Annotated in this window: 15 protein-coding genes and 1 tRNA gene; 8 read left to right on the forward strand and 8 right to left on the reverse strand. The window is 68.6% G+C overall.

Annotation, left to right across the window (positions count from 1 at the left end; all coding sequences use genetic code 11):
* Positions 1-25: 25 nt before the first annotated feature.
* Positions 26-1,072: an alpha/beta hydrolase gene (locus tag AC069I_RS08625; protein WP_478224338.1), complete on the reverse strand. Its 1,047-nt coding sequence runs from the start codon at positions 1,070-1,072 to the stop codon at positions 26-28.
* 148 nt (positions 1,073-1,220) lie between these two features.
* On the opposite strand from AC069I_RS08625, the gene AC069I_RS08630 reads away from it, so the two are divergent.
* From AC069I_RS08630 to AC069I_RS08655, 6 genes are all read left to right on the forward strand, one after another.
* On the forward strand, positions 1,221-1,796 hold the full coding sequence (locus AC069I_RS08630) for an NADPH-dependent FMN reductase (protein ID WP_478234234.1): 576 nt from the start codon (positions 1,221-1,223) through the stop codon (positions 1,794-1,796).
* Between the two features lie 138 nt (positions 1,797-1,934).
* Positions 1,935-2,357, forward strand: coding sequence for an organic hydroperoxide resistance protein (locus AC069I_RS08635; RefSeq protein WP_478224340.1), 423 nt, complete (start codon positions 1,935-1,937; stop codon positions 2,355-2,357).
* Positions 2,358-2,416: 59 nt separating this feature from the next.
* Positions 2,417-2,893 carry a Dps family protein gene (locus tag AC069I_RS08640; protein ID WP_034314675.1) on the forward strand — a complete coding sequence of 159 codons (477 nt, stop codon included), beginning with the start codon at positions 2,417-2,419 and terminating at the stop codon, positions 2,891-2,893.
* 129 nt (positions 2,894-3,022) lie between these two features.
* Complete coding sequence (gene gad, locus AC069I_RS08645; protein WP_478265083.1) at positions 3,023-4,396, forward strand: glutamate decarboxylase; 1,374 nt, start codon at positions 3,023-3,025, stop codon at positions 4,394-4,396.
* A gap of 62 nt (positions 4,397-4,458) precedes the next feature.
* A complete protein-coding gene (locus tag AC069I_RS08650; protein WP_478265084.1) occupies positions 4,459-5,085 on the forward strand; it encodes a TIGR03085 family metal-binding protein in 627 nt (208 codons plus the stop codon).
* A 9-nt stretch (positions 5,086-5,094) separates the two neighbouring features.
* The gene (locus AC069I_RS08655; protein ID WP_101611157.1) at positions 5,095-5,280 is read left to right on the forward strand and encodes a 2-hydroxymuconate tautomerase; all 186 of its coding nucleotides are present in this window, start codon (positions 5,095-5,097) and stop codon (positions 5,278-5,280) included.
* A gap of 15 nt (positions 5,281-5,295) precedes the next feature.
* On the opposite strand, the gene AC069I_RS08660 is transcribed toward AC069I_RS08655, so the two are convergent.
* Entirely contained in the window at positions 5,296-7,140 is a 1,845-nt protein-coding gene (locus tag AC069I_RS08660) for a S9 family peptidase (RefSeq protein WP_478265085.1), read from the reverse strand.
* Positions 7,141-7,179: 39 nt separating this feature from the next.
* On the opposite strand from AC069I_RS08660, the gene AC069I_RS08665 reads away from it, so the two are divergent.
* The gene (locus AC069I_RS08665) at positions 7,180-7,872 is read left to right on the forward strand and encodes a class I SAM-dependent methyltransferase (RefSeq protein WP_478265086.1); all 693 of its coding nucleotides are present in this window, start codon (positions 7,180-7,182) and stop codon (positions 7,870-7,872) included.
* A gap of 395 nt (positions 7,873-8,267) precedes the next feature.
* Here AC069I_RS08665 and AC069I_RS08670 read toward each other — a convergent pair.
* From AC069I_RS08670 to AC069I_RS08680, 3 genes are all read right to left on the reverse strand, one after another.
* A tRNA-Pro gene (locus tag AC069I_RS08670) sits at positions 8,268-8,341 on the reverse strand.
* 29 nt (positions 8,342-8,370) lie between these two features.
* Positions 8,371-9,297, reverse strand: coding sequence for a metallophosphoesterase (locus tag AC069I_RS08675; RefSeq protein ID WP_478265172.1), 927 nt, complete (start codon positions 9,295-9,297; stop codon positions 8,371-8,373).
* Positions 9,298-9,582: 285 nt separating this feature from the next.
* The gene (locus AC069I_RS08680) at positions 9,583-11,757 is read right to left on the reverse strand and encodes a transglycosylase domain-containing protein (RefSeq protein WP_478224345.1); all 2,175 of its coding nucleotides are present in this window, start codon (positions 11,755-11,757) and stop codon (positions 9,583-9,585) included.
* Positions 11,758-12,107: 350 nt separating this feature from the next.
* Here AC069I_RS08680 and AC069I_RS08685 point away from each other — a divergent pair, with 350 nt between their 5' ends.
* Positions 12,108-12,425 carry a WhiB family transcriptional regulator gene (locus tag AC069I_RS08685; RefSeq protein ID WP_005166974.1) on the forward strand — a complete coding sequence of 106 codons (318 nt, stop codon included), beginning with the start codon at positions 12,108-12,110 and terminating at the stop codon, positions 12,423-12,425.
* A 63-nt stretch (positions 12,426-12,488) separates the two neighbouring features.
* On the opposite strand, the gene bagB is transcribed toward AC069I_RS08685, so the two are convergent.
* Genes bagB through AC069I_RS08700 form a run of 3 tightly spaced genes read right to left on the reverse strand, consistent with a single transcriptional unit; the run spans position 12,489 to position 14,894 of the window.
* Positions 12,489-13,619 carry an ATPase BagB gene (gene bagB, locus AC069I_RS08690; protein WP_478234228.1) on the reverse strand — a complete coding sequence of 377 codons (1,131 nt, stop codon included), beginning with the start codon at positions 13,617-13,619 and terminating at the stop codon, positions 12,489-12,491.
* Positions 13,619-14,623 carry an ATPase BagA gene (gene bagA, locus AC069I_RS08695; RefSeq protein ID WP_005166973.1) on the reverse strand — a complete coding sequence of 335 codons (1,005 nt, stop codon included), beginning with the start codon at positions 14,621-14,623 and terminating at the stop codon, positions 13,619-13,621. Before bagA ends, bagB begins: the two co-directional genes overlap by 1 nt.
* 22 nt (positions 14,624-14,645) lie before the next feature.
* The gene (locus tag AC069I_RS08700) at positions 14,646-14,894 is read right to left on the reverse strand and encodes a hypothetical protein (RefSeq protein WP_478224347.1); all 249 of its coding nucleotides are present in this window, start codon (positions 14,892-14,894) and stop codon (positions 14,646-14,648) included.
* Positions 14,895-15,050 lie beyond the last annotated feature (156 nt).

The raw sequence follows: 15,050 nt of genomic DNA on the forward strand, positions 1-15,050 counted from the left end.
TTTCTCCTCACTCGGGCTCTGGCTTTCACTTCGGCGCGAGACCCAGCCGCAAGGCTCCCGCCGCTTCGGCCGTCGCCTCACGGAACCGCCGTCCGACGCCGAGGAAGTTGATGTACCCGTGGATCAGATCCGGCTGGCGGCTGAGCGCCACCGGAACACCCGCTTTCCGCAATTTCTCCGCGTAGGCCTCGCCCTCGTCGCGCAGCGGATCGAAACCGGCCGTCGCGATATACGCGGGCGGCAATCCGGAAACGTCACCGTGCAGCGGCGACAGTTTCGGGTTGTACAGATCGGTGCCCTTCGGCACGTAATGTCCCTCGAACCACGTCATATCCGTGTCGGTCAGGAACAGATCCTCCGCGAACAATTCCCGGGAGCGGCGGCGCACGGTGAAATCGGTCGCCGGGTAGAACAGCAGCTGGAACGCCGGGACCCCGCCGCCGCGTTTCACTGCCTGCTGCGCGGTCACCGCGGCGAGGTTCCCACCGGCGCTGTCACCGCCGACGGCGATGCGCGCCGGGTCTGCGCCCAGGTCCCGCGCTTTCGCGAAGGCGTACTCGAACGCCGCGATCGCGTCTTCGGTGGCGCCGGGGAAGCGGGTCTCCGGCGCGAGCCGGTACTCCACCGAAAGAACCCGCACACCCGCCTGTTTCGCCAGGTAGCGAACGGTGTTGTCGTGGGAGACGCGGCTGCCGACCACCCAGCCACCGCCGTGGAAGAACACCAGTAGCCCGGACGGATCCGGCAGCCCGGCCGGCGTGTAGAGCGTGGCGGGCACGTCGCCGTCACCCGTGGGGATGAGCAGTTCCCTGGTGGCGACCGGTTCGATCGTCGGCCCGCTGACCAGGTGCCTGCTCGTCAGGAGCATGGTGCGCGACTCTTCGACGGTCCCTCGCACCAGCGACGCCTTCGCCAGCTTCTGCAGGCGGAGCAGGAGCTGGGCGTCCAGCGCGAGTTCCTGTCCGTCCAGGCGGAGGGGCGGTCCCGCGATGGCCCGTCTGACCGGCTTCGGGAGCCAGAACGCAAGCTGCGAAAACGCGGCCTCGGCACGGATCTGGAGCGGTATCGCCATGCTTCCTCCTGAGGGCTTCCCGTCAGGTTACTTTCGAGTAGGTATGCCGTCCAGCGGGGAACGGGGCGGTTGAGGCGAACGGGTGTGACGCAGGCCTCCGTTTCAGATCCTGGTCCTCCACTTAAGTAGAGGGGCTAGCCTCGAAAGCGTGACTTCGACGAACGCGGTGCATGTCCTCGGGATCGGCGGCTCTCTGCGGGAGGGTTCGCAATCCGAGCGTGCGCTGCGCATCGCGCTCGGCGCCGCGTCCGAAGCCGGAGTCACCACCGAGCTGATTCCCGGGCCCGAGCTGGTGTTGCCGTTCTACGACACCGCGCTGGGGGAGCGGCACGAGCGAGCCACCCGGCTGGTCGAGGCGATCCGCCGCGCCGACGGGATCGTCGTCGTCTCGCCCGGCTACCACGGCGCGCTGTCCGGCTTGGTGAAGAACGCCCTGGACTACGCCGAAGACCTGCGCGACGACACCCGTCCGTATCTCGACGGCCGCGCGGTCGGCCTCGCCGCCGTCGCGTACGGCTGGCAGGCCGCGGTCACCACGTTGGAGCAGCTGCGCACGATCACGCACGCGCTGCGCGGCTGGGCCACCCCTTTGGGTGGTTCGATCAACACCGCGGAGACCAAGTTCGACGAAGCCGGCGGCGCCTCGGACGAGAAGAGCGTCCGCACGCTTCGCCTGATCGGAAGCCAGGTCGCCGAGTTCGCGCTGAGTCGCGCCGGTCACTAGTCGTTTGCTCCGGTCGTCGTCCGGGTAATTCCCGGACGTGACGCCTGCCATGGGGTGGCAAGGTTTCGCGGTTGCGGGATGTTGACACCGAAGAGACGCTCAACGGGGCGTGTCTTGAGACCAGGAGGTAGGCGAAGAATGGCTGAGGCTCTGTACACCGCTGTGGCCACCGCTCGCGGCGACGGCCGCAACGGTGAGGTCACGTCCTCTGACGGCGTCATCGACGAGTCGCTGGCGATCCCGAAGGAGATGGGCGGGCCGGGTGGGGACAAGACCAACCCCGAGCAGCTCTTCGCCGCCGGCTATTCCGCCTGCTTCCACTCCGCGTTGCAGCTCGTCGCGCGCCAGGCGAAGGTGACGCTGGACGGCTCCACCGTGACCGCCGAGGTCAGCGTGCTCAAGCAGGGCGAGGGCTTCGGTCTCGGCGTGGCGCTCAAGGTTTCGCTGCCCGGCCTGGAGCAGGCGCAGGCCGATCAGCTCGTCGAGCAGGCGCACCAGGTGTGCCCCTACTCGAACGCGACCCGCGGCAACATCGAGGTCGTACTGTCCGCGACGGTCTGATCCCGTCCGCGGCAGAGGTCCATTCCCGAACCGACTGATTTCCGAAAGGAAGACCGAAGATGGGCAAGTCTCCGATCAAGAGTCCGCTGAGCGACGCCGACAAGGAGATCACCGGTAACGCCTTGCAGGCCACTCTGGTCGATCTGGTGGATCTGTCGCTGATCGCGAAGCAGGCTCACTGGAACGTCGTCGGCGCGAACTTCCGCAGCGCGCACCTGCAGCTCGACGAGCTGGTCGCCACCGCGCGCCAGTACGTCGACGAGGTCGCCGAGCGCGCCAACGCCATCGGCATCTCGCCGAACGGCCAGGCGAAGGCCGTCGTGGAGAGCTCCGGACTGCCGGACTACCCCGACAACTGGCAGTCCGTCGAGTCCACGGTCGCCGCGATCGTCGACATCCTCGCGGCGCTGATCGAGCGGCTGCGCAAGCGCATCGACGAGACCGACAAGAGCGACCTGGTCACGCAGGATCTCCTCATCGAGATCACCCAGGAACTCGAAAAGGCGCACTGGATGTGGCAGGCGCAGCAGGCCTGACCCGCCCTCTCTCGCCTCACGAGTGCCATGAAAGGTCCTTTCCTTGCAAAATTTGCGAGGAAAGGACCTTTCCTTGCACGTCCGGGTCGGTGAGATGCCCCCGTCGGCGTCCCGGGCTACGTTCGATCCATGGTGCTGCACAAGGGAACCGCGTCCGATCCGGACCGCAAGGGCGGGGCCAACCCCCTGCACGCCGGCGCGTATCCCGCGCTCGCCGCGAACATCCGTCTCCCGCACGACAGCCTCGCCGAGGACCCGCTCCCGCCCGACGTCGCGCTCCAGCTGGTGCGCGACGAGCTGATGCTCGACGGCAATGCCCGGCTGAACCTCGCCACGTTCGTCACCACGTGGATGGAGCCGCAGGCCCGCGAGCTGATGGCCGAATGCGTCGACAAGAACATGATCGACAAGGACGAGTACCCGCAGACCGCGGAACTCGAACGGCGCTGCGTGAACATCCTCGCAGATCTGTGGCACGCGCCTGATCCCGCCGCGATCATGGGCTGCTCCACGACCGGTTCGTCGGAAGCCTGCATGCTCGCCGGGATGGCGCTGAAACGCCGCTGGTCGAAACTGGGCCGCACCGGGAAGCCGAATCTGGTGATGGGCGCGAACGTCCAGGTCTGCTGGGAGAAGTTCTGCGAATACTGGGAGGTCGAGCCGCGGCTGGTGCCGATGGACGGCGACCGTTTCCACCTCACCGCCGACGAGGCGATCGCCCGCTGCGACGAGAACACGATCGGCGTCGTCGCGATCCTCGGGTCCACGTTCGACGGCAGCTACGAGCCGGTCGCCGAGATCGCGGCCGCGCTCGACGGCCTGGCGGAACGCTCCGGCTGGGACATCCCGGTGCACGTCGACGGCGCTTCGGGCGCGATGATCGCGCCGTTCCTCGACCCCGGGCTGAGCTGGGATTTCCGCCTGCCGAGGGTGGCGTCGATCAACACCTCCGGGCACAAGTACGGCCTGGTCTACCCCGGCGTCGGCTGGGTGGTGTGGCGCGACAAGGAGGCGTTGCCGGAAGAACTCGTCTTCACCGTCAACTACCTCGGTGGAGACATGCCGACTTTCGCCTTGAACTTCTCCCGTCCCGGCGCCGAGGTGGCCGCGCAGTACTACACGTTCGTCCGGCTCGGCCGCGAAGGTTTCCGTGCCGTGCAGCAGGCTTCGCGTGACGTCGCGACCCAGCTGGCGGACGGGATCGCCGGACTGGGCCCCTTCCAACTGCTGACGCGAGGCGATCAGCTGCCCGTGTTCGCCTTCACGACGAAGGCGGATGTAGAGGGCTTCGACGTCTTCGACGTGTCACGGCGGCTTCGTGAGCGTGGCTGGCTTGTCCCGGCGTACACGTTCCCGGACAACCGGACCGATCTCGCGGTGCTGAGGATCGTGGTGCGCAACGGTTTCACGCACGACCTCGCCGATCTGCTGCTCGCCGATCTCCGGCGGCTGCTGCCCGAGCTCGATCACGGCCCGCGACCGCGGACCGCGTTCCATCACTGAGCCGGGTGCCCTGCGTCACGCCGGATTTCCCCGCGCCCTACCGGCGCGTAACGTCGTGGGGTATGGGAGTCGCCGGAGACGAACGTCGTGCGTTGAGCGAGCTTTTCGAAGAGGTCGGCCCGGACGCGCCGACCCTGTGCGCGGGCTGGAAGACGCGGGATCTCGCGGCGCATCTGCTGGTCCGCGAGCAGCGGCCCGACGCGGCGCCCGGCATCCTGGTCCCTGCGCTGGCGTCGTACACCCAGCGAGTGCAGGACTCCTACGCCGCGCGACCCTGGTCCGAGGTCGTCGGCAAGGTCCGGTCCGGCCCCGCCTGGTACTGGCCGACGTCGATCGCCGCGCTCGACGAGCTGGCGAACAGCGCGGAATTCCTGATCCACCACGAGGATGTCCGGCGCGGACAGCCAGGCTGGGAACCGCGTCCGGCGGACTCCGCGCGGGATGCGGCTGCCTGGAAGTCGGCGAAGCAGGCCTCGAAGCTGAACCTGCGGAAATCACCGGTGGGCGTGATCCTGAAGACCCCCGAAGGCCGCGAAGCGCGGGTGAAGGAAGGCCCGGACACGGTGACCGTGATCGGCGCGCCGCTCGAACTGCTGCTGTTCGTCTTCGGCCGCGACGCCGTCCGTCTCACCTTCGAGGGCGACGCCTACGCCGTCGACCGTCTGCGGAAGCACGATCGCGGGCTCTAGAGTCCGTTCATGCCGATGATCAGTGTTTCGATGTTCCCCGGCCGCACGGCCGAACAGAAGCAGGCCCTCGTGCGCGAGGTGACCGACGCCTTCGTCCGCACCTGCGGCGGCAAAGCCGAAGGCGTCTGGGTGACGATCAACGAGATTCCCGCCGAACACTGGGCGTCCGGCGGGACTCTCTTCTCCGAGCGCTGACCTCGCTCGCCGGGGTCAGCGAAGCCCGACCGCCCGCAGCGCGAAGAACACCTCGATCGCGGTCTGCTTGATCGTCTCGGCGATCACCAGCGACCCGTGGCCCGCGTCGAACCGGTAGAACTCGAACGGGATCTCCCGCTTCGCGAGCCTGTCGAGGTAGTTCTCGACCTGCCGGATCGGGCAGCGCGGGTCGTTGTCCCCGGCGAGCACCAGCACCGGCGCCGTCACGGCTTCGACGTAGGTGATCGGCGAGCATTCGCGGTACACCGCCGGCACCGTCTCCGGCGAACCGCCGAACAGCGCCCTGTCGAACGAGCGGAGCTGCTCCATCTCGTCCTCGTACGCGGCGACGTAGTCCGCGACAGGCACTCCGGCGATCCCCGCCGCCCAGCGCGCCGGCTGGGTGCCCAGTGCCAGCAGGCTCAGGTACCCGCCCCACGAAGCGCCGTTCACCACGCATTTGGCCGGATCCGAAAGTCCACTTTGGACGGCCCAGTCGTGTACGGCGGCGACGTCTTCGAGTTCGGTCAGGCCGGGACGGCCTTCGATGGCGTCACGCCAGGCCGAGCCGTAGCCGGTCGAACCGCGGTAGTTGACCTCGACGACGGCGAATCCCGCGTCGAGCCACACGGCGCGGTACGCGGAGAAGCGGTCCTCGTCGGCCGAATGCGGCCCGCCGTGCAAGGAGAAGACCGTGGGCAGCGGACCTTCCGGCGCGTCGGCCGGGCGCGAGACGAGTGCGTGGATCCGCCCGCCGATCCCGTCGACGAACGCGTCGGTGACCGGTGCCGATCCCGGGGCGCGCTCGCCCGGCGGTTCGAGGAGCACCGAGTCTTCGCCGTCCGCCGTCCGTGCGCGCACGGACGGCGGCTGCGCGGCACTGGACCACGAGTACTCGACGGTGCCGTCGGGCCGCACTCCCGCGCCGCCGATCCGGCCGGGCGGGGTGTCCAAAGAGGACAATTCGCCACTGGCGAGGTCGTAGTGGTGGAGGGAACTGCGGCCTTGGTGGAAGTGGACGACCAGCAGCGCCCGCGCGTCCTGGTACCAGCCCGCGACCACCTCGCCGGGCAGGTCCAGCTCGATCTCCTGCTCGGTGTCCGCGGCGGTGTCCCAGATCAGGAGCTCTTCGCGACCGCGCCGCTCGTGCAGCACCAGCAACCGCTGGTCGCCCGCGACCGGGGAGAACTCCAGCGCGCCGAGGCCCTTGCCCTCGCCGTCCCATTTGTCGGCGACCGTCGTGAAGCCGTCGGTCGACAGGACGCGAAGCGCGGGGTGTCGTGAATCACCGTGCTCGGAGTGGGAGATCACGAGCAGCGACTCGTCGCGGGACAGTGACGCGATCCCGGCGTCGTCCTCGTGCTTGTAGAAGGACGCGGTTTCGCCGTCGATATGGGCGAAGAGCTCGCTGCCGTCGTCGGTCGAGACGCCGACGGCGACCACCTTGGTGCCGATTTCGAGCCCGGCTGGGTAGCCGTCGTGGACGCCCGGCACCGCGCGCTCGGCGGCTGCCCCCGGCGCGAACGGTTCGCGGACCCAGGAGCCGAATTCGTCACCGTCGGTGTCGTTGAACCACCAGATCCAGCGGCCGTCGGGGGACAGGGTCGTGTGCATGGTGCCGTTGGGCCGGTCGGTGACGCGGCGGTGCTCACCGGTCGACCGGTCCCAGGAGTAGACCTCCCACACGCCGCTGGCGTTGGAAACGTAGACGTTGGCGTCCGGGGCGTCGATGGCCCATTCGGGCACCGAGATGCGCGGCGCGCGGAAGCGGGCCCGCCACCTGGCCTCGGCTTCGGCGTCGTCGAACAGGCGGTCCGGGACCACCGCGGACGGATATTCAGTGCCTGGCTGCGTGCTCACCCCTCGATCCTGCCACTCCGGAGCCGTACTGTGTGCGGGGTGCTGGAGGGAAACGCGCCGCGCGCCGCGGTGTCCGCGCGGTTCGCGCGTCAGGCGGTCGAGCGGGCCGTGTTCGCGCAACCGCTGTTCGGACCGGGGATGGGGTGCGTCGACGTCGGCTGCGGGCCGGGTTCGATCACCCTCGGTATCGACAACGGGCACAGAAAGTCCACAGTGGACTTTTTGGTGGCGGAGGCGTGCGCGCTGCCGTTCGCCGAGGCTTCGGTGGACGTGGTCTTCGCGCACGCCGTCTTCGAACATCTGAAGGAGCCGGGCGCCGCGCTGGCGGAGCTCCGGCGGATCCTCAAACCGGGCGGCACGCTCGCACTGTCCACATCGGACTGGAGCCGGGCTCGGCTGCGGCCGAAGACGGCGAACGTCGACGCCGCCCTCCGCGGTCACTATCTGCTGTGCCGCCGCGCGGGCGGTGACCCGTTCGCCGGACGCTCGCTGCCCGCCGCGGTCACGGCCGCCGGTTTCACCGGCGTGCGAACGAAAATCCGCTACCGCACGGACACGACATACCGGGCGCTGGCGACCTCCGTGGAGGCGCGGCTGGTGACGGCGCTGGAAACCGCGACGACCCCGGACCGCGATCAACTCGCTTCGGCGGCCCGCTCGGCCTGGTCGTGGGCGCGCTCGGGCGATGGGGATTTCGCCCAGTGCTGGACCGAGCTCCTCGCCACCCGCTGAGGCCTTTTCGGTGCCTCCCTCTCTGGTGTCCCCAATGTGGCACAGGGGACGTTGAGTGTCCCCAATGCCACATTGGGAACCCTTGGGCCTCGGCGCGCCCTCGGCTGTCCACAGACGCTCACCGTTGTGGACAACCAGCCCCGCCGCCCCCTCTTTCGGCCAGCCCCGACGCCCCTCGCCGATAGACTGGCCTCGGGGTCGCCCCCCTGGGAGTGGCGGGGGCTGGCCGGTGGTCGGCGCCTTTCGCGTGGGCCTTCTGGTGCGCCGGTGATGCGTGTCCTGAAGGGGGCCTTTGGGACATCGAGCGTCTCAAAGGAACCTTCAGGACACCTCTGGGTCCCGCAACGCGAAAGAGCCTTGCTCGCCAAAGCGAGCAAGGCTCTTTCGATCCAACGTCGGGGTGGCGGGATTCGAACCCACGACCTCCTCGACCCGAACGAGGCACGCTACCAAGCTGCGCCACACCCCGGGGTACTGCTTAACGGGTCGTGGAGAAGTCTAGCGGACGGTGTTCCGGGCTTTGCGGGGGGCCGCGTTCCGGCGATTGTCGCTGGTCGTACCCCGTGGGACGAGGGTCAGCAGGCTCGCTTCGGGAGGGCACGCGAAGCGCGCGGGAGCGTACGGCGAGGTGCCGAGCCCGGCGGAGACGTGAAGCCACATCTGGGCGCCCCACCGGGACGCACCGCGGGCGCGGGTGCGGTCGAGTTCGCAGTTGGTGACGAGCGCGCCGTAGCCGGGGACGCGGAGTTGCCCGCCGTGGGTGTGCCCCGCGAGGACGAGGTCGTAGCCGTCGCCGGCGAACTCGTCGAGAACGCGGGGCTCCGGCGAATGCGTGACGCCGATGCGGACGGCGGCCGCGGTGTCCACCGGGCCGGCGATGTCGGCGTAGCGGTCGCGGTGGAGATGCGCGTCGTCGACGCCGGCGGTGAACACGTACTGGTCGGCGACCTCGATGGTGCGGCGGACGTGGGTGAGGTCGTGCCAGCCGTGTTCGACGAAGGCCGCGCGGAGGTCGCGCCATGGCAGGTGCTCGCCGTGGATGCGCTTCTTCTTGCCCTTCGGCATGAGGTAGCGCGCGGGGTTCTTCGGTTTCGGCGCGTAGTAGTCGTTGCTCCCGAAGATGAACACGCCGGGCCGCTCGAGTAGGGGGCCGAGTGCGCGCAGCACGGACGGGACGGCCTGCTGATGTGACAGGTTGTCACCGGTGTTGACGACGAGGTCCGGTTCGAGTTCGTCGAGCGCCGCTACCCAGCGTTGCTTGCTCACGTGACCGGGCAGCATGTGCAGGTCCGAGATGTGGAGGATCGTGAAGGGTTTCGCCCCTGCCGCGAGGACCGGGAGCTCCGCGGTGCGAAGCGTCCACCGGCGCCTTTCGATTCCGACCGCGTAACCGAGGGTCGCGGCTCCCAGGGCGACGGTTCCCACGGCCAAGCGCCGTACCGTCGCCCCCGAAGTGTTTTCGTTACTGAGCGTGCTCACAATGTCCAGTTTACGTGCTCTTCGGTGGTGACCGTTCGCCCCCATTCCGGCGATCTCGGTAAATCGCTGGAATGGCCTCTTTTCTTCACCTTCCGTGGTCGGCGCGGGGTGTCGCGATCAACCGACATGATCTCGTCGACCACCGTTCCCCGTTAGGCCGCCAGCCGCTCACTCAAAGTTAGATTTGTGTGACTCATCGTGATTTGCGCTGGTGAACGCGGCCCTTGTCGATCAGCGTCCGCCGCCCATGTACTTCGGGTCCGGCTGCGGCAGAGGCAGCGCTTCCTGGCCTTCGAGGATCTTCGACATCGCCCCGAACCAGGTCTGCGCCGGCGTCTTCCCGCCCCACATGTTTTCGCAGCGGGTGGTCACGTTACCTGGGCCGAGGTAGCAGAGGCCGCCATTCCCACCCTTCGGGCGGAACACCATCGCCGCGCCCGCGAGCTGCGGGGTGGCTCCGAGGTATGTCCCCGAGCCGTTGCTCTGCGTGGTTCCGGTCTTGCCCATCACCGGCCGGTTCCACTTGGCGCCGCTCGCTGCCCCGAACGATGTCCCGCCGGGCTGGCTGTCCCTGCTCATGCCGACCGCGAGAGTGTTGGCGAGACCTTCGGGGACCACCTGCTCGCAAGCGGCTTCCTTGACGGGAACAGGCTTTCCGTCCCGGTCTGTGACACCCGCCAGCGGGGTCGGCGGGCACCAGACGCCACCGCTCATGATCGTGGCACCGACGTTCGCCAATTCCAGGCCGCTCAGCGCGGCGGGGCCAAGGGTGAACGAGGCGCTTCCGGGCCAGCCGGGCCTCGGGCCGAAGGCCTGCAGCTGGCTGGCGTTGACGCCGGGGTTGTCGGAGTTCGGGTCGACGGCGCCACCGCCGAGGTTGCTGGCCATGGTGTCGCGCATGCCGAGCTTGCGCGCCATCTCCACGATCGGTCCAGTGCTCCCGAGCCTGTCCTCGAGGTTCACGAACGCGGTGTTCGGCGAGGTCGCCAGTGCCTGCTGCAGCGACATGGCCCCACCCGCCGGGTTGTAGTCGCCCGCGTTGCCGACGCAGTACCAGTTACCACCTGGCCCGGCGGGGGGCCGGGGAGCTACAGGACATCGCTTCGGGCCACCGGCGAACACGTGAGAGGTGTAGAGATCGGGCACCGGGAGGGAACTGTTGATCCCGGCCACGCCCGCTTCCAACGCCGCGGCGGCGGTGAAGACCTTGTATGCCGAGCCGGCGCCGCCCGTGTTGTAGACGCCGGAAGGCAACGCGAAGGTCGTCTGCCCCTGGTCTTCGTGGAGCCCGTAGTCACGGTTCGCCGCCAGCGCCACGACTTCGTGCCGCTGCTTGCCCGGTTTCACCAGCGAGAGCGTGTTCGCCACGTTGTCCTGGGTCTTCTTGACCTGGGCTTCGGCCGACATCTTGGCTTCGTGGTTCGCCCGTTCGTCCAAAGTGGTCTTGATCTGGTAGCCGCCGGTGTAGAGGTCGTCCTTCGTCATCCCGGACTTGAGGAGGTAGTCCTCGACGTACTGGCAGAAGAAACCGTTCTCCGGACCGGCGCCGGTGCAGTTCGAAGCGGGCTTCTGCGGGCCGCCCTCGACGACGCCGAGCGGCTCGGCCTTGAAGCGTTCCGCGTCCACCTTCGCGAGCTTCTGGTTGTCGACCATGCGGTCCAGCACCAGGTTGCGGCGCTCGGTCGCCTTCGCCGGGTTCTTCCACGGGTCGTTGACGATCGGGTTGTTCACCAGACCGGCCAGCAGCGCCGCCTGCGGCACCGTGAGCTTCTCGACGGGCGTGTTGAAGTACGCGTTCGCGGCCGCGCCGACGCCGTAGATCTCGCGCGAGAACTCGACGACGTTCAGGTAGCCGGTCAGGATCTGCATCTTGTTCAGCTTGGTTTCCAGCTGGATCGCGATCCGGGCTTCCTTCAGCTTCCGGGCGACCGACTGCTCCTGTGCGCGCTTCTGCCCCGGCTTGTCGTCCCGGTAGACGACGTTGATCAGGTAGTTCTTGACGTATTGCTGGGTCAGCGTCGACGCGCCCTGCGTGTCGCCGCCGGTGCTGTTGCTGACCGCGGCGCGCAGCGTGCCCTTCCAGTCCACCCCGTTGTGCTCGTAGAAGCGCTTGTCCTCGACCGAGATCAGCGCCCACTTCATGGCGTCGTTGATCTGGGTCTCGCTCGTCGGGATGCGGAACTGCTTGTACAGCGTCGCGATCTGCTTGCCGGTGTTGTCGGTGATCGTCGTCACCAACGGCGGCGGGATGTCCGCCAGGTCCGAAGATGTCTTGTCGACGGTCTCGCTCGCCTGGTTCGACAGCACCCCCGCGGCGCCCGCCACCGGGAACAACATCCCCGCGACCAGCACCCCCGCGAGCACACACAGGCCAATGAGCTTCAGCAGACCGTCCGTTTTGCGCACGCGGACCAGGGTACGCGGATCCCGTTAGCCCACCGTGACGTCACCTCGCTGTAAGTGGGGATTCGGTCACGAAATCGACCCCATGAGGTGACGTTCGGTAACGCCAGGCATTCTAGGGCTTGGCGGGGGGAACCGAGGGCCCCTACAGTCCGTCAACGTCTCACGTATGAAAAAGCCGACAGACGGGTGAGTGCGAGCGGCAGTCGCATTCGGCCGAACGGAGGCACCGGCACCGGGGAGGTGTCGGCTCAACCGACGTGAGCACACAGGGAGACACGCTCATGGGGGCAGGAGCGCAGGCTTTTCGTCCTCCCGTGGTGTGTCGAACACCAGGGTAGGGAGCTGGGGGTATGGAAACCAACCAGTCGAGCTGGCGAGTCAATGCGTCGTGCCGCGACACCGATCCGGACGGTTTGTTCGTCCGGGGGGCGGAACAGAACCGGGCCAAGGCGGTCTGCCTCGGTTGCCCGGTCAGGACGGAATGCCTCGCCGAAGCGCTCGATGGCCGGATCAACTTCGGCATCTGGGGAGGTATGACCGAACGGGAACGGCGGGCGCTGCTGCGGCGGCGGCCGGACGTTTCCAGCTGGGCGGACCTGCTTGAAGCGGCGAAGCGCAGTTTCACCGGGATCGACGAAGAGGAAGACGTACGCGTCCGAGTCTCGTGATCATGGTTTCGTGAAGGACCCCTTCCCTGAGTCCAAGGTAGGGAAGGGGTCCTTCACGGAAACTCAGGACTGGGTGGCCAGCCTGGTCCCGATGTCGCGCAGGCCTTCGAGATCGTGCACGTCACTGGGGAGCGCGGGCACCCGCACCAGCGGGACCTCGGGATGCGCCCGCGTGAACCTGGCGAGCAGCCGCGTCTCTCGATCGGCCAGCGCGACCCGGTCCGCGTGCAGGCGAAGGACGGCTTCGGCCAGCGGAGCGCTGGCCTCGCCCTTCGCGAGCTGCTCGGCCGCGGCGATGGCTTCGGCACTGGACAACGGCGCCAGCACCGGGTGCGTCCGGTTCGCGACCAGCCCGGCCAGCGGCATGCTCTCTTCCGAGAGCCGCTCCACGAAGTAGGACGCCTCGCGCAGCGCGTCCGGCTCCGGCGCGGCCACGACAAGGAAAGAAGTGCCGCCGGACCGCAGCAGCTCGGAGGTCTTGCGCGCGCGTTCGCGGAACCCGCCGAACATGCTGTCGAAGGCTTGCATGAACGCCGAAGCGTCGGTCAGCAACTGGCCGCCGATGATCGTCGAGACCGCCTTCGCGAACATCGAGAACCCGGCGTTGACGACCTTGCGCAAGCCCCAGCCGCCCGCCTTGGCGGGACCGGTGAGCAGCCGGATCATCCGGCCGTCGAGCGCGCTGGAAAGCCGCGTCGGCGCGTCGAGGAAGTCCAGCGCGGACCGGCTCGGCGGCGTGTCGACGATGATCAGATCCCACTCGTCGGTGGCCGCGAGCTGCCCCAGCTTCTCCATCGCCATGTACTCCTGCGTTCCGGAGAACGAAGTGGAAATGGTCTGGTAGAAGGGGTTCTGGAGCAGCTGCTCGGCGCGTTCCGGGCCGGCGTGCACGCGCACCATGTCGTCGAAGGTGCGGCGCATGTCGAGCATCATCGCCCAGAGCTCGCCCTTGGGTTCGAAGCCTTCGACCCGCACCTGCTTCGGGTGGTTGCCCAGTTCCCGCAGGCCGAGTGCCTGCGCCAGCCGCCGGGCCGGGTCGATGGTGAGCACCACCGTCTGCCGCCCGCGTTCGGCCGCGCGCAACGCCAGCGCCGCCGCGGTGGTCGTCTTGCCGACCCCGCCGGACCCGCAGCACACGATGACCCGGCTCTCCGGATCGTCGATCAGCCTGTCGACCTCCAAGACGTCCGACATCAGCGCACCCCCTGCTCGGTCAGCGCTTCGGCGAGGTCGTAGAGCGCCGCGACGTCGACCCCGTCGGTCAGGTCCGGCAGTTCGAGACCCGGCAAGTCCGCTTCGGACAGTTGCTCGCGGGCGCGTTGCTCGGCCGCGACCCGCACGGCGTGCTCGACGGTTTCCTCGACCAGCGCGTCGAGGGTGCTGTCGGGCAGGTTCAGCCCGGCCGACGCGAGCCCGGCGCGGACGCGCGAGGCGTCGACGCGGCCGTCCGCGGCGGCGGTCACCGAACGGGCGGGCAGCCGCGGCGGGCGAACCCGGTTGACCAGGACCGCGCCGGGGCGCAGGTCGGCGCCGTCGAGTTCGGCGACCGCTTCGACGGTCTCCCGCACCGGCATCTCTTCCAGCAGCGTCACCAGGTGGACCGCGGTCTCACCGGAGTGCAGCAGGCGCACGACCCCGTCGGCCTGGCCGCGGATCGGGCCGGTCTTGGCGAGATCGGTCAGTGCCTTGGTGACGTCGAGGAACTTCACCACCCGGCCGGTGGGCGGCGAGTCGACGACGACGGCGTCGTAGGTGTGGCGGCCGTCCGATTCGGTGCGGCCGACACATTCCTTGATCTTCCCGGTGAGCAGGACGTCGCGCAGACCCGGCGCGAGCGTGGTCGCGAACTCGATCGCGCCCATCCGCCGCAGCGTCCGCCCCGCGAAGCCGAGGTTGTAGAACATCTCGAAGTACTCGAGGAGCGCGGCCTCGACGTCGATGTGCAGGGCGCGCAGTTCGCCGCCGCCGGGAACGGCCGCGATGCGCTGCTCGGCGTACGGCAGCGGCTCCGTGTCGAAGAGCTGGGCGATGCCCTGGCGGCCCTCGACCTCGATCAGCAGCACCCGGCGTCCGCCCTTGGCGAGCGCGAGGCCGAGGGAGGCGGCGAGCGTTGTCTTGCCCGTCCCGCCCTTACCGGTGACGAAATGCAGCCTGGCTCTCGCGAGTTCGTCGGTCCAGCCGGCAAGGGGTGTGCTCACCGGTCCCACCCTAATTGAGCGGTCAGCTCGCCAGCATCATGACGCCGAGCGCGGCCACGACCACCGCGACGACGCCCCAGGTCAGAGCGCCGGGTAGGACCGTGAGCATCACCACACCGAGCAGCAGGAGGGCCACGAAGGCCACCGCGCCGGTGATCGCGACCGTCGCCGAGCGGTCCGTGCGGTCCCGTGCCTTCGCCATCAGGACCAGCACCAGCGGCAGCCCGGCCGCGGCGAGCAGGACGGTCGCGACCACACGCCAGGTCTCCACGGGCCCAGCCTAGTGCGCGTCACACGCGTGCTCGGGCACCGAACTCGCGTGCTTGAGCCCGGAACTCGCGTGCTTGAAGACGGATCACGCGAGTTCCGCCCTCAAGCACGTGAGTTCCGTCTTCAAGCACGCGAGTTCGGGATTCGAGCACGCCAG

It is taken from the genome of Amycolatopsis sp. NPDC043885, assembly GCF_056435685.1.

Excerpts from the sequence above, each read along its gene's own strand:
- bagB (WP_478234228.1), bottom strand. The coding sequence starts at position 13,619 with ATGTCGGACGTCTTGGAGGTCGACAGGCTGATCGACGATCCGGAGAGC.
- AC069I_RS08640 (WP_034314675.1), top strand. The coding sequence starts at position 2,417 with ATGGGCAAGTCTCCGATCAAGAGTCCGCTGAGCGACGCCGACAAGGAG.
- gad (WP_478265083.1), top strand. The coding sequence starts at position 3,023 with ATGGTGCTGCACAAGGGAACCGCGTCCGATCCGGACCGCAAGGGCGGG.
- AC069I_RS08655 (WP_101611157.1), top strand. The coding sequence starts at position 5,095 with ATGCCGATGATCAGTGTTTCGATGTTCCCCGGCCGCACGGCCGAACAG.
- AC069I_RS08685 (WP_005166974.1), top strand. The coding sequence starts at position 12,108 with ATGGAAACCAACCAGTCGAGCTGGCGAGTCAATGCGTCGTGCCGCGAC.
- AC069I_RS08650 (WP_478265084.1), top strand. The coding sequence starts at position 4,459 with ATGGGAGTCGCCGGAGACGAACGTCGTGCGTTGAGCGAGCTTTTCGAA.
- AC069I_RS08625 (WP_478224338.1), bottom strand. The coding sequence starts at position 1,072 with ATGGCGATACCGCTCCAGATCCGTGCCGAGGCCGCGTTTTCGCAGCTT.
- AC069I_RS08635 (WP_478224340.1), top strand. The coding sequence starts at position 1,935 with ATGGCTGAGGCTCTGTACACCGCTGTGGCCACCGCTCGCGGCGACGGC.